This window comes from Streptomyces justiciae, from assembly GCF_015163075.1.
GTDB lineage: Bacteria > Actinomycetota > Actinomycetes > Streptomycetales > Streptomycetaceae > Streptomyces > Streptomyces justiciae.
This window is the reverse complement of sequence record NZ_JADDXU010000004.1, coordinates 194,720-215,622: the sequence shown is the minus strand read 5'-3', so window position 1 is coordinate 215,622 and position 20,903 is coordinate 194,720. Positions and strand designations below refer to the sequence as shown.

The 20,903-nt window shown below is 71.5% G+C and carries 18 protein-coding genes; 14 read left to right on the top strand and 4 right to left on the bottom strand.

Annotated features, from left to right (window positions below; translation table 11 throughout):
• The first annotated feature begins 1 nt into the window (after position 1).
• The 3 genes from IQ210_RS13385 (at position 2) to IQ210_RS13375 (ending at position 4,297) form a co-directional block, all read left to right on the top strand.
• Positions 2 to 925: a carbohydrate ABC transporter permease gene (locus IQ210_RS13385; RefSeq protein WP_194079177.1), complete on the top strand. Its 924-nt coding sequence runs from the start codon at positions 2 to 4 to the stop codon at positions 923 to 925.
• Positions 922 to 1,746, top strand: a complete 825-nt coding sequence (locus IQ210_RS13380; protein WP_194079176.1) for a carbohydrate ABC transporter permease — start codon at positions 922 to 924, stop codon at positions 1,744 to 1,746. The genes IQ210_RS13385 and IQ210_RS13380 overlap by 4 nt, the downstream gene beginning before the upstream one ends.
• 82 nt (positions 1,747 to 1,828) lie before the next feature.
• Positions 1,829 to 4,297 carry a carbohydrate-binding protein gene (locus tag IQ210_RS13375; protein WP_194079175.1) on the top strand — a complete coding sequence of 823 codons (2,469 nt, stop codon included), beginning with the start codon at positions 1,829 to 1,831 and terminating at the stop codon, positions 4,295 to 4,297.
• A 46-nt stretch (positions 4,298 to 4,343) separates the two neighbouring features.
• Here the strand turns inward: IQ210_RS13375 and IQ210_RS13370 are convergent, their stop codons facing one another.
• The gene (locus IQ210_RS13370; protein ID WP_228047717.1) at positions 4,344 to 5,828 is read right to left on the bottom strand and encodes an alpha/beta hydrolase; all 1,485 of its coding nucleotides are present in this window, start codon (positions 5,826 to 5,828) and stop codon (positions 4,344 to 4,346) included.
• A gap of 174 nt (positions 5,829 to 6,002) precedes the next feature.
• Between IQ210_RS13370 and IQ210_RS13365 the strand changes: the two genes are divergently transcribed.
• Genes IQ210_RS13365 through IQ210_RS13320 form a run of 10 tightly spaced genes read left to right on the top strand, consistent with a single transcriptional unit; the run spans position 6,003 to position 17,243 of the window.
• A complete protein-coding gene (locus IQ210_RS13365; protein ID WP_194079173.1) occupies positions 6,003 to 7,259 on the top strand; it encodes an ATP-grasp domain-containing protein in 1,257 nt (418 codons plus the stop codon).
• Entirely contained in the window at positions 7,256 to 8,089 is an 834-nt protein-coding gene (locus IQ210_RS13360) for a Rossmann-like domain-containing protein (RefSeq protein WP_194079172.1), read from the top strand. The genes IQ210_RS13365 and IQ210_RS13360 overlap by 4 nt, the downstream gene beginning before the upstream one ends.
• Positions 8,086 to 9,162, top strand: a complete 1,077-nt coding sequence (locus tag IQ210_RS13355; protein WP_194079171.1) for a PLP-dependent cysteine synthase family protein — start codon at positions 8,086 to 8,088, stop codon at positions 9,160 to 9,162. Before IQ210_RS13360 ends, IQ210_RS13355 begins: the two co-directional genes overlap by 4 nt.
• Complete coding sequence (locus tag IQ210_RS13350; protein ID WP_194079170.1) at positions 9,159 to 10,208, top strand: dipeptide epimerase; 1,050 nt, start codon at positions 9,159 to 9,161, stop codon at positions 10,206 to 10,208. The genes IQ210_RS13355 and IQ210_RS13350 overlap by 4 nt, the downstream gene beginning before the upstream one ends.
• On the top strand, positions 10,192 to 11,436 hold the full coding sequence (locus IQ210_RS13345; protein WP_194079169.1) for an MFS transporter: 1,245 nt from the start codon (positions 10,192 to 10,194) through the stop codon (positions 11,434 to 11,436). Before IQ210_RS13350 ends, IQ210_RS13345 begins: the two co-directional genes overlap by 17 nt.
• A 13-nt stretch (positions 11,437 to 11,449) precedes the next feature.
• Positions 11,450 to 12,238, top strand: coding sequence for a class I SAM-dependent DNA methyltransferase (locus IQ210_RS13340; protein ID WP_194079168.1), 789 nt, complete (start codon positions 11,450 to 11,452; stop codon positions 12,236 to 12,238).
• A gap of 22 nt (positions 12,239 to 12,260) precedes the next feature.
• Positions 12,261 to 13,823, top strand: coding sequence for an ABC transporter substrate-binding protein (locus IQ210_RS13335; protein WP_194079167.1), 1,563 nt, complete (start codon positions 12,261 to 12,263; stop codon positions 13,821 to 13,823).
• Positions 13,820 to 14,773, top strand: a complete 954-nt coding sequence (locus IQ210_RS13330; protein WP_194079166.1) for an ABC transporter permease — start codon at positions 13,820 to 13,822, stop codon at positions 14,771 to 14,773. The genes IQ210_RS13335 and IQ210_RS13330 overlap by 4 nt, the downstream gene beginning before the upstream one ends.
• A 5-nt stretch (positions 14,774 to 14,778) precedes the next feature.
• Entirely contained in the window at positions 14,779 to 15,612 is an 834-nt protein-coding gene (locus tag IQ210_RS13325) for an ABC transporter permease (RefSeq protein ID WP_194079534.1), read from the top strand.
• Positions 15,613 to 15,617: 5 nt separating this feature from the next.
• The gene (locus IQ210_RS13320) at positions 15,618 to 17,243 is read left to right on the top strand and encodes an ABC transporter ATP-binding protein (protein WP_194079533.1); all 1,626 of its coding nucleotides are present in this window, start codon (positions 15,618 to 15,620) and stop codon (positions 17,241 to 17,243) included.
• A gap of 96 nt (positions 17,244 to 17,339) precedes the next feature.
• On the opposite strand, the gene IQ210_RS13315 is transcribed toward IQ210_RS13320, so the two are convergent.
• Positions 17,340 to 18,635 carry a hypothetical protein gene (locus IQ210_RS13315; RefSeq protein ID WP_194079165.1) on the bottom strand — a complete coding sequence of 432 codons (1,296 nt, stop codon included), beginning with the start codon at positions 18,633 to 18,635 and terminating at the stop codon, positions 17,340 to 17,342.
• Between the two features lie 79 nt (positions 18,636 to 18,714).
• The gene (locus IQ210_RS13310) at positions 18,715 to 19,233 is read right to left on the bottom strand and encodes a CGNR zinc finger domain-containing protein (protein ID WP_194079164.1); all 519 of its coding nucleotides are present in this window, start codon (positions 19,231 to 19,233) and stop codon (positions 18,715 to 18,717) included.
• 37 nt (positions 19,234 to 19,270) lie between these two features.
• On the opposite strand from IQ210_RS13310, the gene IQ210_RS13305 reads away from it, so the two are divergent.
• Positions 19,271 to 19,951: a hypothetical protein gene (locus tag IQ210_RS13305; RefSeq protein ID WP_194079163.1), complete on the top strand. Its 681-nt coding sequence runs from the start codon at positions 19,271 to 19,273 to the stop codon at positions 19,949 to 19,951.
• Positions 19,952 to 20,045: 94 nt separating this feature from the next.
• Here IQ210_RS13305 and IQ210_RS13300 read toward each other — a convergent pair whose 3' ends face one another.
• Complete coding sequence (locus IQ210_RS13300; protein WP_194079162.1) at positions 20,046 to 20,903, bottom strand: ATP-binding cassette domain-containing protein; 858 nt, start codon at positions 20,901 to 20,903, stop codon at positions 20,046 to 20,048.

The following is a 20,903-nucleotide window of genomic DNA, read 5'->3' as shown; positions in this document are numbered from 1 at the left end:
GATGACTCACACCGTCGTACGCGCCCACAAGGCCGCCCGGGTGACGGGCCCGCCGAAGAAGCCGGGGCGGCTGCCGCGCGCCGCCGTGCACCACCCGTGGTGGTTCGCGCTCCCGGCGATCGTCGTCTTCGCGGGCTTCTTCCTGGTGCCCAACCTGCTCAACTTCTACTACCCGTTCACCAACTGGTCCTCCTACCACCCGGACATCGCCTTCACCGGCCTGGACAACTTCAGGACGATCGCCGACGACGGCTCACTGCTGCGGGCGATCCGCACGACCCTGCTGTACGCGCTGCTCGCGGCCTTCTTCCAGAACGGCTTCGGTCTCGTACTCGCCCTGCTGCTGGAGGACGACACCCGCTTCAACCGCTTCTTCCGTGCCGTCTTCTTCCTGCCGGTGCTCATCTCGGCTCTCGCGACCGGTTACGTCTTCCAGGCGCTGCTGGACCAGGACGGCGCCGTCAACTCCGTGCTGGGGACGGACTTTCCGTGGCTGGGGTCGACGTCGTGGACGCTGGTCGTGGTCACGCTCATCCACGGCTGGAAGTGGATGGGCCTGTCGATGCTGATCTATCTGGCCGGGCTCAAGGGCATCCCCGGGGACATGCTGGAGGCCGCGCGGATGGACGGCGCCGGGCCCTGGCGGACCTTCTGGTCGGTGCGCTGGCCGATGCTCGCCCCGGCCGTCACCTTCAACGTGACGACAGCGCTGATCGGTTCGATGAACACCTTCGACATCGTGCAGGCGACGACCGGCGGCGGGCCCGCGGCCTCCACCGAGGTCTTCAACATCTACATGTTCCGCGTCTTCGGGCAGGGCCTGTACGCCCAGGCCTCCGCGATGAGTCTGGTCCTGTTCCTGGTCGTGGTGGCCGTGGCGATCCCGTTGGTCGTCGGGCTCCGGCGAAGGGAGCAGCTGCTGTGACCCCGGTGTGGCGTTACGGCCGCCCCGTCCTCGTCCTCCTGCTGGCCGGCCTCGCCGTCGGCGTGCCCCTGTGGCTGGTCGCCGTCACCTCGGCCAAGCCGCAGGCGGAGGCCATCAAGCCCAACCTGGATCTGCCGGGGCGCTGGCAGCCGGGCAGCAATTACGCGGACGCCGTCAGCCAGGGCGAGATGCTCCGCGGGTTCCTCAACTCCCTGCTGGTCGTGGTGCCTTCGGTGATTCTCGTGCTGCTGCTCGGGGCGGGCGCGGCCTGGGTGTTCGCGCGCCGGAAGTCCAAGCTGGTCTCGGCGGCGTACGCGCTGTGCATCAGCGGACTGCTGCTGCCCCCGGCGGTCATCACCATCGTGATGGAGCTGCGCCAGCTGGGTCTGTCGAACACCCGCCCGGGCATGATCGCCGTCTACACCGGCATGTATCTGTCGACGTCGATCTTCTTCATGACCGGTTTCATCCGCGCGATCCCGATGGAGCTGGAGGAGGCGGCCCGCATCGACGGGGCGGCGCCCTGGCGGATCTTCGCGCGGATCGTCCTTCCGCTCCTCAGGCCGGTGATCGCCACCGCGACGATCATGGTGATGCTCTACGCCTGGAGCGACATCTTCTACGCGTTCTTCGTCCTCGGCGGCGGAGACCGGGCGACCCTGCCGCTCAACCTCTACCAGGTCGCCAGCGCCCAGCTCTACCTCAACAACTGGCATCTCGTCTTCGCGTACGTCGTGGTGATGAGCCTGCCCATGGTCGCCGTGTTCCTCGTCGGCCAGCGAAAGATCGTGTCCGGAATCACCAGTGGAGCCGTCAAATAACCGGAGGTCCGACAGCGTGCTCTCCCCCACCCGCACGAGATCCCGAACCGCCTTGCTGACAGCCGCACTTGCCCTCGCCGCCATGCTCCCCACCATGGGCTCCGCGTCGGCCGCCGACCCGCAACGCCTCACCGTCGACCTCGCCACATCCGAGGGCCCGGTGACGCTCGGCGCCAACGGTGCCCTGTACGGCCTCGGCGACGACGGCGTTCCCAGCGACGCCGCCCTGGAACCCCTGAAGATCACCAGCATCTCGCAGAAACCGGAGGGCGGCGCCCAGCACCCCAACGGCGACGCGCTGTCCGTGTCGAAGGCGTTCTTCCGCAACGGCGGCGGCGAGATCAACGTGATGATGCAGGACATCTACGCCAAGTGGCCGTACGAGGACCTCGGCATCGACGACTATCTCCCCAAGGTCGACAAGATCACCAAGGAGATCGCGGCCGACCCGAACAGCGACCGTTTCGTCTACATCCCGTTCAACGAACCGGACTTCATCTGGTACAAGCTCAACCTCACCGACCAGGCCGCGTACGAGGTCGAGCGCGACCGCTTCTTCGCGCACTGGAAGACGGTCTACCACCGCATCCGCGCCATCGACCCGGACGCGGTGATCGCGGGCCCCAACGAGACCGGCTACTACCCGCGCTTCCTGCGGGACTTCCTCACCTTCGCCCAACGCGAGAACGTCCTGCCGCAGATCATGACCTGGCACGAACTGAGCTCCGGCTCGCTCCGCGACTTCCAGGGCCACTACGACAACTACCGTGCCCTTGAGCGCGAGTTGGGCATCGACCCACTCAAGATCAACATCGACGAGTACGCCAACCGCCGCGACCTGTCCGTGCCGGGACAGCTCGTGCAGTGGGTCTCGATGTTCGAGAGGAACAAGGTGTACGCCAACATGGCGTACTGGGACGCCGCCGGCAATCTCAGCGGTCAGGTGGTGCGCTCCAACATCCCCAACGGCGGCTGGTGGTTCTTCCGTTGGTACGCCGGGATGACCGGCGACACGGTGAAGGTCACCCCGCCCCAGCCGAACACCATCGACACCCTCCAGGGCCTCGCCTCCCTCGATCCCTCCCGCCGTCAGGCGCAGGTGCTGCTGGGCGGCTCGGCCGGTGACTCGGACGTCGTGGTGCGGAACGTCCCGCGGTCCGTGTTCGGCCGTACGGTCACCGCGACCGTCGCCGAGGCGGCCTGGTCCGGGTACGAAGGGCAGCACGCCGCACCGCAGGTGCTCACCCGCACCAAGCTCAAGGTGGCGGACGACGGCACGGTGACCGTCCCGCTGCGCGGCATGAGCAAGATGTCGGCGTACCGGATCGTCCTCACACCGGGCGGCTCGGGCACCCCCTCCCCCGCCACCGTCCCCTGGTCGGCGTCGTACGAGGCCGAGGACGCCTCGATCACCGCAGGGCAGGTCTACACACAAGGCACCGTGAGCAACGCCAACGGCTACGCGGCCTCCGGCACCAAGGACATCGGCTCGCTCAACCAGGCCGCAAGCAAGGTGGACTTCACGGTGTCGGTCCCGAAGGACGGCACGTATGACCTGGCCATCCTCTACGGCAACCAGTCCGGCGGCCCGGCCACCCAGAAGCTCTCGGTCGACGGCGGTGACCCCGTATCGGTGTCGTACCCGTCCACGGAGAACTGGACCTACCGCGCCAAGAAGGACGTCGGCATCCGGCTCACGGCAGGCTCGCACGTGGTGACGTTGGCCAAGGGCGACGCCGAGGTGACCCTCGACCGGATCGACCTGACCGCGCGCACCGGCGCGCCGTCCGCCTCGTACGAGGCCACGCTCGCGGACATCAGCGGCAGGCCGTCGTACGACTACTCGTCGTCGAACGGCGTGGGTACCGGCTCGCTCGTCCTGCGCACCGGTGACAAGGCGGTCTTCGACGTCTACGCGCCGCGCGACGGCTACTTCACGGTCGTCTCGCGCGCCTCGGCACCGGTGAAGCTGCGGCTGCACGGGGAGACGGTGACGGCAGCTCCGGGACAGCCTCTGCGGCTGTATCTGGTGGCCGGGAACAACCGCGTCGCCATGACCGCGGGGCACGCGTCCGTCCGCTCCCTCGACGTCTCGGGCAACGGCTCGACCACCGGCACGCTCGCGTACGAGGCAGCTTCGGCCACCCTGTCCGGCGGCGCCGAACTCGTCGACTCCGCGCACGCCTCCGGCGGCTCCTACATCGGCTCCCTTGGCAACAGCCCGTCCAGCGCAGCCGAGTTCACGGTGAACGCGCCCAAGTCGGGCCGCTACCTCCTGGTCGTCCAGTACGCGCACAACGAGCGGCGCGACAACGGGCACGCCTACAACACGGACATCATGTCCCGTACGGCGGACATCACCGTCGACTCGGGTGTGCCGACGCGGGCGACCTTCAAGAACACCTGGAGCTGGGACGACTACTGGACGCGGGGCGTCCCGGTCGATCTGAAGAAGGGGTCCAACACGATGACGTTCGGCAACGCGACCGGTTGGGCGCCGAACATCGACCGGATCGAACTGGGGCGTGTGGTGGGCCAGTTGGCGCACTGACCGGAGGTTCGGAATGAGGCGGCGGCCCAGGGCCGCCGCCTCGCCGTCATGACACTCCCGGCAGCCCGGGGCCCGTGCAGCGGACGTCCGTCGCCGGCACCGTCCCGTCGACCAGGTAGGCGCCCGCCGTCTGGTCCACGCAGGTGTTGCCACGGCTGGCGAAGACGCCGTGCGAGTAGTCGTCGTAGAGGGTGATCAGACGGGAGCCGGGCAGGAGGCGGCGCAGTTGGTGCGCTCCCTCGATGGGAGTGACGGGGTCGTGGGCGGAGGCCACCAGGAGGAGGGGCGGGGCGTCGGGGCTGCCGAGCGGGGTGCGCTGGGTGGGGCGGTGGTGCCAGTAGGCGCAGGCGGACGCCTCCATGCCGGTCAGGACGGGCTGGGGGTCGAGACGCCGGGTGTCGCGGATGTCGGCCAGGATGCGCCGCGGGGCGGGTCCGGGGCCGTCCGCGCACTTGGTGATGCGATTGGCGGCCTCGTAGGTGCGTGAGTCGGGGCTCTCGAAGGCGGTCGTGGGGCGGAGGGCGTCGACGGTGCCGTCCCGCAGGTAGGCGCGCAGGCCGTCGGCCAGGCCCGTCCAGCGTTCCGTGCGGCCGAGGGCCCGGTACACGGCACGGTCGAACTCCGCCGGGCCGAAGCCGGCGACCGGGTGGGCGGTGAGCCCGGCACGGACGCGCAGGTAGGCCCGGCGGACGGCCGCCGCGTCGTCGCCGAGGGCGAAGCGGTGCGGGTGGGCGGCGGCCCAGGCGAAGAACGTGTCGCGCTGGCGCAGCAGCGCCCGGCTCTGAATGACGTCGAAGTCGTACCAGTCCCAGGGGCCGACGACGCTGTCGAGGACCATGCGGCCGGTGCGCTGCGGGAAGCGGGCGGTGTAGGCGGCGCCGAGGTAGCTGCCGTAGGAGACGCCGAGGAAGTTCGTCGCCGGTTCGCCGAGCGCGGCGCGTATCGCGTCCATGTCCTGGGCGATCTGTTCCGTCGAGAAGTACGGCAGCACGTCGCGTTCGCTCGCCGCGCAGTCGTCGGCCATGTCGCGCAGGGCGGTGAGGTAGGCCCGTTCCGCTGTCGGTCCGACGGGGACGGGGTCGGCGCCCGGGCTGTCGAAGAGGCCGCCCATGGGGCCGCAGTCGGCGGGTGCGCTCCGGCCGGTGCCGCGTGGGTCGAAGCCGATGACGTCGTACGAACGCCGCACGCTCTCGGGGAGTTTGGCGCGCTTGGTGACCGCGTAGGGCAGGCCGGAGCCGCCCGGGCCGCCGGGGTTGACCAGCAGGACGCCGCGGCGCTCGGCCGGAGTGCCGGAGGCGGGGACGCGGGAGACGGCCACCTCGATGCGTCGGCCGTCGGGGTGCGCCCAGTCCAGCGGGACGCTGAGACGGGCGCACTCGACGCGGTCGGGGGCCGTGGGCTGCGGGACGGAGTCCGGGCAGGCGCCGAAGTGGAGGGGCTTCAGGGGCGGGGGTGCGGACTGGGCGGGGGCCGCGGGCAGCAGAGCGGCTGCGGCCGTGAGCGTGACCAGCAGGGTGGTGCGACGGGACAAGGAGTTCTCCGGGCAGGGGTCGGCAGGGCCATGGGTCATGGATCGGTCCGGTAAGGGACTGGTAAATGAAAATGATTATCGATAGCTTGTCTGAGCGCAATGCCCGGCCCCTCCCTCCCGAGGGCTTCTCCGGGCTGCCCTGAATCCTGAACTCACTGCACGAAAAGGGGAGTTGTGGCTCATCTGCTGATGGTCGAGAGCTGGGTCGGGTCGATGAGCAGACTGCTGCCGAGGGCCGTCCGGGAGGGCGGGCACGAGTTCACGTTCCTCACCCGCGATCTGCACCACTACCTCCGCTCGGCGCCCGAAGGCGCCGCCCACCCGCTGCTCGGCGCGCGCAACGTCATCACCACCGACACCAACGACACCGACGCCCTGCTGCCCGAGATCGAGCGGCTGCACACGGTGCTGCGCTTCGACGGTGTCCTCACCTCCTGCGACTACTACCTGCCAGCGGTGGCACGGATCGCCGGGCGACTGGGCCTGCCCGGCCCAGGCCCTGAGGCGGTCGAGAACGCCTGCCGCAAGGACGCCACCCGTCGGGTCCTCGCCGAGGCGGGCGTGCCCGGACCGCGGTACGCCGTGCACGAGGAGTGGGCCGATCTCGCGCGGGCGGCGCGGGAGATCGGCTATCCGCTGGTGGTCAAGCCCGTCGACCTGTGCGCGGGCATGTATGTGCGGCGCGTGGACGACGAGGAGCAACTGGCGGACGCCGTACGTGCGTTGGCGGAGTTCCCGGTCAACGCCCGCGGCCAGCGGCGCGATCCGGCGGTGCAGCTGGAGGAGTTGCTGGACGGCCCCGAGGTGAGCGTCGAGACCGTGTCGTACGCCGGGACGGTGCACGTGGTGGGCGTGACCGACAAGAGCATCGGCGGGGCGCCGGCGTTCATCGAGACCGGGCACATGTTCCCGGCCGCCCTGTCCGCCGCCGACACCGAGGCCGCCGAACACACCGCGCTCGCCGCGCTCAAGGCCCTCGGTCTCACCGACGGGGTCGTGGCGCACACCGAGATCAAGCTGACCTCCGCCGGTCCCCGCGTCGTCGAGGTCAATCCGCGGCCCGCCGGGAACCGCATCACCGAGCTGGTCCGTCATGTGACCGGCATCGACCTGGCCGCCGCCTTCGTGGACGTCTCCCTCGGTCACGAACCCGATCTGCGCGGCGGCGCCACCGGGCTGCGCAGCGCGGCCATCGGCTTCCTGGTGCCGGAGACCTCGGGCACCCTCGAAGCACTGGACGGCGCCGAACTCCGGGACGCGCCCGGGGTGTTGGAGCTCCAGCTCGCCGAGCCCGGCCGGCAGGTGAAGGCGGCGGGCAGCAACAACGAGTACCTGGGACACGTCATGGCGGCCGATGCCACGGGCCTCGGCGCCCGCGACCGGGTCGAGGCCCTGCTCGGCGAGCTGCGCTCCGGGCTGGTGATCCGATGACCACCGCCGCCGACACCCTGACTTTCGACGGCCTCCTCGCGCGCGCCCGCGCCGGTGAGCTGGGCCCCGACCCGGCGGGACAGCGCATCGCCGTGGCCTTCACCACGCGGCAGGCGGTACGGCACGAGGGCCGTGGCACCGGCTATCGCAACGAGGTGCTCAGTCTGCGGCTGGGCGCGGCCGTCGGCTCCTGCGCGGTCGAGCCCGGCGCCCTGCCGGACGGGGCGGTGGAGGAGTGTGTGGGCGCCGACGTGGCCACACTGCTCGATCATCCGCTGCTGCCGGTGCGGGTGGCTGCGCTGGACGCCTATCTGATGCACGTCACCCCGCACACCCCGGAACACGGGGCCACGACCACCGCACTACCCGCCGGGACGTCGTTGGAGAAGTCCCGCGCGCGGGCGCAGGCCGTGATCGGCCTGCTGGACCTGCCCGCGGGCGCGAGCGTGCTGGTGGTCGGCGTCGTCAACTCCCTGCTGGAGGCGCTGCGTTCACGCGGGCTGCGCTATGTGCCGTGCGACCTCAAGGGCGGGCTGACCGAGTGGGGCGAGGCCGTCGCCACGGACGCGCTCGCCGAGGTCGGCCGCTGCGACGCGCTGCTGGTGTCGGGGATGACGCTCGGCAACGGCACCTTCGATCCGCTGCGGGAGCACGCGCGGACGCACGGCAAGCAGCTGGTCGCGTTCGCGCAGACCGGCAGTGCCGTACTGCCGCGCCTCCTCGGTCACGGGGTGAGCGCGGTGTGTGCCGAGCCCTACCCGTTCTTCTGGCTCGACGGCGGTGCCGGTGTCGTCCATCGCTACACAGGCGGCCCGGAGGGCGGGCGATGACCACCACGGCCGTCCTCCCCGTCGCCCGCCCGGAACTGCTCACCCTCCTCGGCCGCACTCCCCTGGTCCGCGTCACCGCCGAACTGCCCGGCCCCCACCCCGGTTTCTGGGCCAAGCTCGAAGGGCTGGCGGCGGGCGGCATGAAGGCGCGGGCCGCCGTGTCGATGCTGCTGGGCGCCCGGCAGCGGGGTGAACTGCGGCCCGGGGCACCGGTGGTGGAGTCGACCTCGGGAACGCTCGGCATCGGGCTCGCCTTCGCGGGCCAGGCCCTCGGCCACCCCGTCGTGTTGGTCGGCGACAGTGAACTGGAGCCGTCCATGCGGCAGTTGCTGCGCTCCCACGGCGTCCGGCTGGAGATCGTGGACCGTCCCGCAGCCCGGGGCGGCTGGCAGGCGGCACGGCTGACCAGGCTGCGGGAACTGCTGGCGGTTCTGCCGGGCGCGTACTGGCCGGACCAGTACAACAACCCCGACAACAGCGCCGGTTACGCCTCGCTGGCCGCCGAACTCGTGGACCGGCTCGACCATCTGGACGTCCTGGTGTGCAGCGTCGGCACCGGCGGCCACAGTGCCGGCATCATCGGCCCGCTGCGACGCCGCTGGCCCGCGCTGCGGCTGATCGGCGTCGACTCCACCGGCTCCACCATCTTCGGCCAGCCCGCCCGGCCGCGGCTGATGCGCGGGCTGGGCAGCAGCATCCATCCGCGCAACGTGGCCTACGACGCCTTCGACGAGGTCCACTGGGTCGGCCCCGCCGAGGCCATCGACAGCTGTCGGCGCCTCGCCCGCGGCAGTTTCGTCAGCGGCGGCTGGAGCACCGGCGCCGCCGCCCGCGTCGCCGCCTGGGCCGCCCGCGTCCACCCCGGCGCGGTCGTCGCCACGGTCTTCCCCGACGGCCCGCACCGCTACCTCGGCACCGTCTACGACGACGACTTCGCCGCCGCCCACGGCCTCGACCTCACCACAGCCGCCACTCGCCCCGTCGAGATCCCGCACCCCCGTGCGGCGGAGGCCACCGGCTGGGTCCGCTGCACCCGAGTCGCCGACCCCCTGCTCCTGGAAAGGACCCCGTGAAGGCCAGCCTGCGCACCGTACACCTCGCACTCGCCGAGCCGCTGCGCATCTCCCGCTCCACCATGTCCGCCCGCGACGCCGTGTGGCTCACCGTCGAACACGACGGCGTCACCGGTCACGGCGAGGCCGTCACCAGCGTCTATTACGGACTCGATACCGACACACTGAAACGACTCCTCACTGCGGCCGGGACGGCCCTGACCCGCTTCCCGGACCCTGAAAGCGCCCTGTACGAAAGCGAGTTGACGCGCTCAGACCTTCCCCCGGCCGTCACCGCCGCCGTTGAGTCGGCCTTGTTCGACCTCGTCGGCAAGCGGGCCGGCCACCCTGTCCACCGGCTCCTCGGCACCAACGTGCCCCCGGTCGCCGCCACCGCCCGCACCATCGGGATCACCGCGTCGGCCGACGCGGCCGCGCAGGCCCGCCGGCTCGCGGCGAGCGGCTTCGAGGTCATCAAGGTCAAGGCGGGCACCGCCGACCCGGAGGACGACGTGGAGCGGGTCCGCGTCATCCGCGACGCCGCTCCCCGGGCCCGGCTGCTCCTCGACCCCAACGGCGCCTGGACGCCGACGCAGGCCGAGGCGCTGCTCCCCCGGTTCGCCGAGATCGGTGTCGAGGCCGTCGAGCAGCCGATCCCGCCCGGCACCCCGGAGGCGCTGGGCGCGCTGGCCGAGCGCTCACCGCTGCCGGTCATCGCCGACGAGGACGCCGTGGACCTGGCGGACGTACGCCGACTGGCCGGACGCGTCCAGGGCGTCAACGTCAAGCTCGCCAAGTGCGGCGGGGTGCGCGCCGCCCTGCGGATCGCCTCGGCGATCGACGGCAGCGGCACCGACCTCATGCTCGGCTGTCTCACCGCCAGCACCCTCGGTCTCGCGCCCGCCGTGCACCTGGCCGACCGGGCCCGCTGGACCGACCTCGACGGTCATCTGCTGCTCGCTCACGACCCGTGGGCCGGCATCGGCGGCGAGGACGGCGTCGTACGCGCAAATGGCCGTCCCGGTCTCGGAGTTGTGGAGGTGGGGGCGTATGAAGACGTGGCGTGAGATGCGCGGCTTTCCGCTCGCCGTCCAGCTGCTGCTGGTCAACCAGCTCGGTGTCAACACCGGCTTCTACCTGCTCATCCCCTATCTCGCCACCCATCTCACCGACAACCTGGGCATGTCGGCGGCCGTCGTCGGGATCGTCCTCGGGGTGCGCAACCTCAGCCAGCAGGGCCTGTTCATCATCGGCGGCTCCGCCTCCGACCGGCTCGGCGCGCGGGGCGTCATCATCGCCGGGTGTGCGCTGCGGACCGTCGGGTTCGCGCTGTTCGCGCTCGGCGACGACCTGGCCGTGCTGCTCGCCGCGTCCGTGCTGAGCGGGCTGGCCGGGGCGCTGTTCAACCCGGCCGTGCGCACCTACATCGCGCAGGAGGCGGAGGAGCGCAAGGCGGAGGCGTTCGCGCTGTTCAACGTGTTCGCGGCGACCGGCGCGCTGGTCGGTCCGCTGCTGGGCAGCGCGCTGCTGCTCGTCGACTTCCGTACGTCCGCGCTCACCGCGGCCGGCATCTTCGCGGTGCTCACCGTCGCGCAGGCCCTCGTGTTGCCCGCCCGGGAGGTCGAGCCGAGCAAGGGCACCGTGCTCGCCGACTGGCGCGAGGTGCTCGGCAACCGGGCCTTCCTCGCCTTCGCGCTCGCCATGGTCGGCATGTTCACCCTGGAGAACCAGCTGTACCTGCTGCTGCCCGACGGCGCCCGGCAGGCCACCGGCTGGGACGGTGCCGCAGGGCTCGTCTTCCTGGTCGGCACCCTCACCAACCTGGCGCTGCAACTGCGCATCACCCGGGCCCTCAAGGAGCGGGGGACCAGGGCGCGTTGGATCGCCACGGGGCTGGGGCTGATGGCGGTGGCGTTCCTGCCGCCCGCCCTGGTCGTGGGCTCCTCCGGCCATCCCGTGCTGCGCACCCTGCCCGTCCTGGCCGGCGCGCTGCTGCTCTACCTCGGGGTGATGGTCGCCCAGCCGTTCGTGATGGAACTCATCCCCGGCTTCGGCCGCAGCGAGCTGACCGGCACCTACTTCGGCATCTTCTACGTGGTGTCCGGCATCGCCGCCGCCGTCGGCAACACCGTCGTCGGCTGGGCCATGGACGCCGGGGAGCGCGGCGGCGCCGACTGGCTGCCGTGGGCGTGCTGCGCCCTGTTCGGGCTCGCGTCGGCGCTGGGAGTGGCCTGGCTGCACCGGGCGGGCTCACTGCCGACGCAGCAGCGACCCGCCGTACCGGCGACGGTCTGAGGTGGGACCCGTGATGACTGTTCCGCGCAACCTCCTCACCGACAACCCCGAGCTGTACGAGGCCCGCTTCCCCGACCCCGACCGGCTGGCCGGGCGCTGGACGGAGGACTGTCTGCGCCGGCACGGGGCCGGACCGCGCGTCCTCGACATGGGCTGCGGCACCGGCCGCGACGCCGCCCATCTGCACGGCGTCGGCCGCACCGTCACCGGCGCCGACCTGTCGGAGGCGATGCTCGCCCACGCCCGCGTTCACCATCCCGGGCCCGAGTACGTCAACGCCGACCTGCACGGGTTCGACATGGGCCGGTTCGACGCGGTGGTGTGCCTGGACAGCGCGCTGCTGTACTGCCACACCAACGCCCAGCTCGACGCGTTCCTCACGTCCTGCCGGCGGGCCCTGTCGCCCGGTGGGCTGCTGGTCGCGGAGATGCGCAACGGCGCGTACTTCCTCGGCCGCACCGACCTGCTGGACATGCCCACCGCCAACTCCTTCACCTGGCAGGGCACCGTCCACCGTTCCACGACCACGCTCACCGTGGACCGCACGGCCCAACTCCTGCGCCGCACCCGCGTATGGACCACGGACGACGGCTCCGAGCCGGTCGTGCAGCACTCGGCGTGGCGGCTGCTGTTCCCCCAGGAGCTACGGCACCTGCTGGCCGCGCACGGCTTCGAGGTGCTCGAACTCCACGACGGCCCCGGCCCACGCACCGAACCCCCGTGGCAGGACGGCGACTTGCCCGGCGACACGGCGGACGCGGACCGGCTGCACGTTGTCGCGCGCCTCAATTCCACCCTCTGACATCTCACTTCAAGGGACATCCATGTACGACGAACGTCATCCCGGCCTGCACCGCCGCGGTTTCCTCGCCGCCACCTCCCTGGGCGCACTCGCCCTCACCGGCTGCGGCACCGGCGACAGCGACAGCGACGCCAAGAGCGACGGCGCTCCGAAGAGCGGTGGGCGGCTGCGGGCCGCCTTCGCGGGCGGCGGCGCGAGCGAGACCCTCGACCCCCACCTGGCCAACCTCTTCGCCGACGTCGCCCGCGCCAAGGCCCTGTACGACAAGCTCGCGGACTACGGTGCCGACCTCTCCGCGCAGCCGCGGCTGGCGACCAAATGGGAGTCCAACAAGAGCCTCGACCGCTGGCAGGTCACCCTGCGCGAGGCCACCTTCCACGACGGCAGGCCGGTCACCGCCGAGGACGTCCTCTACAGCTACCGCCGTATCGCCGACCCGGACAAGGCGTTCCGCGCCAAGGCGTCCCTGGAGCCCATCGACCTCGAGGCCAGCCGCGCCACCGGGCAGCGGTCGATCGAGTTCGTGCTCAAGCGCCCCACGGCCGAATTCCCCAACGTGCTCGCCGCGTTCGGGGCGTACATCGTCCCCGCCAAGGCCACGGACTTCGACAAGAAGCCCATCGGCTCCGGCCCGTTCCGGTTCGTCTCCTTCGCCCCCGGCCGCTCCGCCGTCTTCCGCCGCTACGACGACTACTGGGAGGGCGCCCCGCACCTGGACGAGCTGGAATTCGTGGTCGCCAACGAGGAGTCGGCCCGCGTCAACGCGCTCCTCGGCGGACAGGTCGAGTACGCGCACGAACTCAACCCGACCACCGCCCGCGCCCATGAGGGCAAGGGCCAGATCGAGATCGTGCGGCTCCGCAACAGCGCCATGCAGGCCTTCTGCATGAAGACGGATCGGCCGCCCTTCGACGACCCGCGCGTGCGCCAGGCGTTCTTCCTCATCGCCGACCGCAAGGAGCTCGTCGACGGGGCCCTGTCCGGGGCGGGGGTGGTCGGCAACGACCTGTTCGGCAAGGGGTACGAGTACTACGACGACTCCCTGCCGCAGCGCGAGCAGGATCTCGACAAGGCCCGCGCCCTGCTCAAGCAGGCCGGAGCCGAGAACCTCAAGGTCACCCTGGACACCTCGGCCGTCGCCGCCGGCTTCACCGAGGCCGCGAGCATCTTCCGCGACCAGGCCGCCAAGGCCGGTGTCACGATCGACGTGAAGATGGGCAGCAAGGACTCCTACTGGGCCGACATCCTCAACAACGGCACCCTGTGCTGCTACCGCTCCGGCGCCATGCCGATCGAGGCCCACATCTCCCAGCGGCTGCTCACCGACTCCACCACCAATGCCACCAAGTGGCAGCACAAGGACTTCGACGCGCTCTACGAGCAGGCCCAGTCCACCCGCGACGAGTCCGCGCGGGCCGCCGTCTACAACCGGATGCAGCGCCGCCTGTACACCGAGGGCGGGTTCCTGATCTGGGGGTTCGCCGACTGGATCCTCGGAACGGCCCGCACTGTGCGCGGTGTTGAGACCAAGGCGCCCGCCAACACGCTCGACTGGGCGCGCTTCGACAAGGTCTGGCTGGCGTGAGCGGACTGCGTTCCTTCGTCGCCCGGCGGCTGCTCCTCGGTGCCGCGCAGACCGTGGCCGTGGTGCTGCTGGTCTTCGCGCTCACCGAGGCGCTGCCGGGCGACGCCGCCGTGGCCCTGGCCGGCGACCAGCCCGACCCGGCCAGGATCGCGGCGATCCGCGAGACCATGCACCTCGACAAACCCGCCTACGAGCGGCTCGCCGACTGGGCGACGGGACTGCTCCACGGCGACCTCGGCACCTCGCTGGTCTCCGGCCGCCCGGTCGGCCGCTACATCGCCGACGGCTTCGGCCCCACGCTCCTGCTGGCCACGCTCACCCTGGCGCTGCTCGTTCCCCTCGGCTTCGGCCTCGGCGTGCTCGCCGCCCGCCACGAGGGGCGGCTCGCCGACCGGCTGATCAGCTCGGTGACGCTCGCGGTGTACGCGGTGCCCGAGTTCGCCCTCGGCGTGCTGCTCGTGACCGTCCTGGCGCTGCAACTGGCCTGGCTGCCGCCGACCGCTGTCGGCTACGGCACGGACCTGCTCGGCCACCCGGCCGCGCTCGTCCTGCCGGTGCTCGTCCTGCTGGCACGCCCGGTGTGCTCGCTGTCCCGGCTGGTGCGGGCGGGCATGATCGACGCACTGGCCTCGCCGTACGTGGCGCAGGCCCGCCGGTACGGGATCTCGGGCCCTCGCGTCCGCTACACCCACGCCCTGCCCAACGCCCTCGCCCCCGCGGTGCAGCAACTCGCCCGTACCGTCGACTGGTTGCTGTGCGGCGTCATCGTCGTGGAGGCGTTGTACGTGATCCCCGGTCTCGGCACCGTGCTCCTCAACGCCGTCGCCGAACGCGACGTGCCGGTGGTGCAGGGGCTCGCGGTGGTGTTCGGCGTCCTGACCGTCGTCATCAATCTCGGCGCGGACCTCGTGGCCCACCGGCTGGCGCCCCGGGCGGGGGTGGCCGCGTGAGCAAGATGCCTACGGGGCGCTTCGCGCTCGGCGTCGCGGTCATCGCCGTACCGCTGCTCATCGCCCTGCTGGGGCCGGTGTTCGCGGGTCAACCGGGGCCGCGGGCAGCGTCGTTCACGCTGGGCGGCGGTCACTGGCTCGGTACCGACTTCGTGGGCCGGGACGTGTGGCAGCAGGTGCTGCACGGGGGCCGGCCGGTCGTGCTGACCGCGCTGGCCGCCACCGCGCTGTCGTATCTCGTCGCGCTCCCGGTCGGGCTGGCCGGGGCGCTCACGCATCGCCGCTGGCTGGAGGAGCTGCTGATGCGGCCCCTGGACGTCCTGCTGGCGGTGCCGTCGCTGCTGCTGATCCTGCTGGCGGCGACCGTGTTCTCGCCGGGGGCCGTGGGGCTCGCGCTGCTGGTCGCGCTGGTCAACGTGCCCGACGCCGCCCGCATCGTCCGGGCCGCCGCCGCGGAGGCCGCCGCCCGGCCCGCGGTCGAGGCGCTGCGCATGCAGGGCGAGACGTGGTGGCGGATGGCCGTCTGCTACGTCGGCCGGTCCATCCTGCGCACCCTGGCCGCGGACGCCGGGACGCGGCTGACCGGTGTGCTGTATCTGGTCGCGACGGCGGCGTTCCTCGGTGTCGGGGTGGCTCCGGACGCCGCCGACTGGGCGGTCATGGTCGACCGCAACCGTACGGGTCTGTTCGTCCAGCCGTGGGCCGTCGTCGTCCCCGCCCTGCTCATCGTCGCGCTGACGATGGGCACCAATCTCCTCTTCGACGCGGCCCTCGGGGGCGACCGGGGTCGAAACGCAGCCGGGCCCCGCCGCCGGGCAGGAAGTGAAGCACGCTCGTGAACCAGATGGACGACAGTGCGGAACCCCTGGCTGAGGCTCCCGCCGAGGAGCCTCAGTCGCAGACGCCCGTCACCGAGGAGCCCTTGGTCGAGCTGCGTGAGCTGCGGGTCGAGATCGACGGCCGGGCGATCGTCGACGGAGTGACGCTCAGGGTGGTGCCCGGCAAGATCACCGCCCTGGTCGGCGCCTCCGGCAGCGGCAAGACCACCACCGGGCTGGCCCTGCTCGGCGAGTTCCCGCCGGGCGCCCGCGTCACCGGTGAGGTGCGCCGGGCCGCCGACGGCCTCGTGGGCTACGTCCCGCAGCATCCCGCGGCCGTGCTCAACCCCGCTCGCCGGATCTCCGCCCTCCTCACCGACATCGCCCGCGCCCAGGTGGGTCATCTGCCGCGCGCACAGCGACGGGCGGCGGCCCGCGAACGGGTCCTGCGCGCCCTCGCCGAGGCACAACTCCCGGACGCCGAAGCCCTCTTGCGCCGTCACCCGCACCAGCTCTCCGGTGGCCAGCAGCAGCGCGTCGTCCTCGCGCAGGCCCTGCTGCTGGGTGCCCGGATCATCGTCGCGGACGAGCCCACCACCGGTCAGGACGCCCTCACCAAGAGCCGTGTCGTCGAGCAGTTGGCGGCCGTCGCGGCGCGGGGCATCGCCGTCGTCCTGCTCAGCCACGACCTGGACGTCGTACGGGCGCTCGCCGACGAGGTGATCGTCATGCGGGCGGGCCGGGTCGTGGAGTCGGGTCCGGCGCAGCGCCTCTGGTCGGCACCACGGCATCCCTGGACACGCGAACTCCTCGCCGAACAGCCACAGTTCACAGCGCAGGAGGGTTCTGCCGGGCAGCCCGTCCTCCAGGTCCGGGACCTGGTCGCCCGCCACCGCGACCCCAGCGCACGCGGCAGCACCGAGGTATTGCGCACACCCCGACTCGACCTGCACAGCGGCGAATGCCTGGCCGTGGTCGGCCGTTCCGGCAGCGGCAAAACCACCCTCGCCCGCTGCCTGGCCGGGCTGCACCGCGACCACGACGGCGAAGTCCTCCTCGACGGCGTCCCGCTGCCGCGCAGCCTGCGCGGTCGCAGCCGTGCGCAACTGGCGGCCGTGCAGTACGTCTTCCAGGACGCGCGCGCCGCCTTCGACGAACACCGGCCGGTGCTGCATCAGGTGGCCCGCACCGCGGTACGGCTGCGCGGCACCGACCCCGCAGCCGCGACGCGGGAAGCCCTGGCCACGTTGTCCGGCCTCGGCCTGGACGAGGATCTCGCCCGCCGACGCCCGGGGCGGCTCTCCGGCGGTGAACTCCAGCGAGCCGCCCTCGCCCGCGCCCTGCTGGCCCGCCCCCGCGTCCTCGTCTGCGACGAGATCACGTCCGGCCTGGACACCGTCACCCGGCGCGGCATCCTCGACCTCCTCACCACCCTGCTCCACGACCGCGACGACGACCTGTCCCTGGTCCTGATCACCCACGACCTGGACACCGCCGCACTCGCCCACCACATCGCCGTCCTGGACGCCGGCGAACTCGTCGAACAGGGATCCGCGGGCCAGGTCCTCACCGCGCCCCGCCATCCGTTCACCCGGTCGCTCCTGGAGAGCACGGACCGTCGACGGGCCGGCCAGGCGTCATCGGCGGTCTGACAGGAACCGAGTGGCCCAGGAGACGACGGACGCGTTAGCGCGCCCGTAAGGAACGACGGCTGACTCGCCCCGCCTCCGGGCCAGGCGGGGCGAGCCCTACGGCGTCTCCCTCACCGGCGGCAGCGCCGCCCAGACCTCTTGGAGCAGCGTCTCGTAATGCTCCCCGTACGTGACCACGCCCGCGTACACCGCGTCGAGTGCGGCCCGCAGCGGGTCCGCCTCCGCCGCTCCGGTCACCGCGGGAAGCGCCATGTGCGGCTGGGACATCCGCTGGGACGGGTCCGGGGCGCCGATGGTGACTCCCATGGTGAACACTCCGGTCCGGGACCGCCGCCCGGGCACCCGCTGCGGCTTCGACCACTCCACGGCGGCGGCCGCGGGACCCACCACCTGCGGCGCCTCCCAGGCCGTCACCCCCGGCCGTGGCGCGGGTGGCTGGAACGGGGACCGCTCGGGCGGGACGGCCTCGCCGACGGTCCGGTCCGGGGCGTGCGGGTCGTCGGCCAGGGTCTGCCACATGCGGTTCCAGTCGTCGAAGGGCGGCGGCAGCGGGCGTCTTTCCGCCAGCGCGGTGAGCCCGTCGTCGACCCAGTCGAGGGCGGTGAGGCCGGACTGCTCGCAGGCCCGCCGAGCCGCCAACAGGGCGACGGCACGCTGGACTTCAGGACCCGCGGCGTCGATCGCATGGACCAGGGGCGGGTCGAAGCGCACCAGACCACGGACGTTTCCCAGGACCTCACGCAGGGCCTGGCTGGGCAGCTGCCCACCCCACTCCCAGCGCTCCAGGGCGAGCCTGTGCTCCCGCTCGGCCCGCTCCTGTTCGAGTCGCTCGCGACGCTCGGCCTCGGCACGCTCTTCCGGGGTGGGAGGCGGCGGTTGCTCGCCGGCGAAGGTGTGCCAGTAGGCGGCGATCTTCGACGCCTGCCTGAGTACGCGGTCGGTCTCCGGCGGAGCGGGCCAGAACTGCAGGAGGTAGCAGTCCAGTTGCGGCTCGTCGTCCAGGCGGGTGTCCTTCCTGTTCGCCTCGTCCATGCCCTTCCCGCAGTAGCGCACGCGGTAGTCGGTCTCCTCCAGGTCCAGCTCCCAGACCGCTTCGCCGGCCCACTGCACCAGTTGGCTGTCCGACGAGACGGGGCGGAAGGACACCTCCACCACGTCCTCCCACTGCGGGTCCAGGGCAGGAGGCTCCTCGTGGACCTCGACGGTGAAACCGACGTCCCCCGTGTGCAGCCCGGTCGTCAGCCACAGGGCGCCCGGGATGGCGGCACCGCACAGTCCCGCGCTCTGTCCGGCGAACGCCTCGCCGAGATCCGGGCCGTAGCTCTCCGGGTCGCTCTCGACATAGATCTGTCCGTAGTGAACGAACACTTCGCCCTCGACCGGCCTGCGCATCGCTACCTCCCGCTGGATGTGCCACCACCCTACGGACGGCCACTGACAGCTCAGTCGCGCCCGCAGACGGGGGACCGCGCTAGGACTTCTTCGCCGTCCGGGCCCGGTACGCCGCGACCGTCGTCCGGCTCGCGCACGCGTTGGAGCAGAACCGGCGTGTCCGGTTCCGTGACTGGTCCACGAAGTAGTTGTCGCAGCCGGCCGCGGCGCACCGCCCCAGCGTCACCGCCGGCTCCCCGGCCACCACCAGCGCGAGCTGGGCGGCGATCAGTTGGCCGGCCCAGCGCTCGGCCGGAGTGCCGTTGCGGCTGAAGTGGAGGTGCCAGCCGCCGAGTCCGTCATGGTCGGACAGGTGCATCTCCGGCGGATAGTCACGCAACAGCCGGTGCACGGCCTCGGGTGCGGTGCCGTCGACCACCTGCGCCAAGGCCTCGCGCACGAGGTCCGGCAGCTCGCCGTAGTCGCCGCCCGGCGGCGGAGTGATCCCGTGCTCCTCGAAGAACGTGCCGACCAGTTCGCCGTGTTGGTCGAGCGTCCTCGTGTTGGCCAGCTCCACGGCCAGCCGCGTCACATTCCCGACGTAGTCACCGTACTGCACTTGACCACCTACATCGCCGCTTCCTAATGTAGGCGCCATGCTATCTGATGACACCTACATTGCTCGTCGGCTGCATCTGCTCGGGGAATGGGACGCCGCGCTCGCCGTCCTGGGCCCGGACGCCGAACCCGAGCTGCGCGCGGAGATCGCCGTAGAGCGCTGGTTCTTCCGGATCGAGGGTCATGAGGAGGCCGAGAAGGCGGTCGCGGCGCTCGATCCCTCGTCGCCGACCGCGCACCTGCTCACGGCGCGCCTGGCTTACAGCCGGCTGCTGTTCCGTCGCGACCCGCGTCCCGACGACCGCGCCGTGGCCGAGGCCGACTACCGCGCGGCGGTCGATCGCGGCGACGAGAACCTGCGCGGCTGGGCCGAGTTCCACTGGGCGGTCCTGCTGGACAACATCGACGAGGACCCGGCGGCCGCCGACCCGCACTACGAGACGGCACTCCGCATCGCCACGGCGTCCGGCGACGAGTTCCTCGAGTCGTACATCATCCGCCACATCGCTCCACGCAAGGAGCCCGCCGAGCGGATCGCGATGCTGCGTCGCTCACTTCACCTGCGGGCCGCGCTCGGCGCCCGGCCGCAGACCGTCGCCGCACAGGCCCTCCTCGCCCTCAACCTCCCCGAGGACGACCCAGAACGCGCCGAACTCATCCGTACGTTCCGCCCGGCCGCGGAGGAACTGCACATCGGCTGGCTCCTGTCCGACGACTGACCCGCCTGCCAGGGCGGCACATCATCACGGACCCACGGACGTCCTCGGTTCCGCCGCATACGGCCGACCGAACCTTGGACGCCCGTTCACCGCTCTACTCGCCGGAGGCGACGGGTGCGACGAGGTCCCCCGCCTCGGGGAGCTCCTCGACGTCCACGCCTCGCACCTGGGACAACTCGTGCTTGAGCGCGGCGAGTTCGGAGCCGCCCGCCATATGGTTGGTCAGCTCTTCCAGACTGACCTCGTCACGCGAGGCGTTGAGTTCCATGGTGCCCAGACGCAGCACGCTGAAGTGGTCGCCGACCATGTAGGCGTGGTGCGGGTTGTGGGTGATGAAGATGACGCCGAGGCCGCGGTCGCGGGCGGCAGCGATGTACTTCAGCACCACACCGGACTGCTTCACACCGAGCGCGGCGGTCGGCTCGTCCAGGATGAGCACGCGGGCGCCGAAGTAGACGGCGCGGGCGATCGCCACGCACTGGCGCTGGCCACCGGACAGCGTGCCGATCGGCTGCTCCAGATCGTCCAGGACGATGCCCATCTCCCGCAGTTCGCGATCGGCGGTCTTCTTCATCCCCTCGATGTCCAGCCGCCGCAGCGGCCATGGCCCCTTCGTCGTCTCGGAGCCGAGGAAGAAGTTCCGCCACACCGGCATCAACGGGACCACGGCGAGGTCCTGGTAGACGGTGGCGATGCCCTTGTCCAGCGCCTCGCGCGGCGTCGAGAAACGGACCGCCCCGCCGTCCACCAGGAACTCGCCCTCGGTGTGCTGATGCAGACCCGAGATGATTTTGATCAGCGTGGACTTGCCCGCGCCGTTGTCGCCCAGCACACAGGTGACCTTGCCGGCGTGCACGGTCAGGTTGACGCCGTGCAGGGCGCGGATGTTGCCGTAGGACTTGCCCGCGGCCTTCAACTCGACGACGGGCGCGCCTGTTTCGTTGGATGTCAT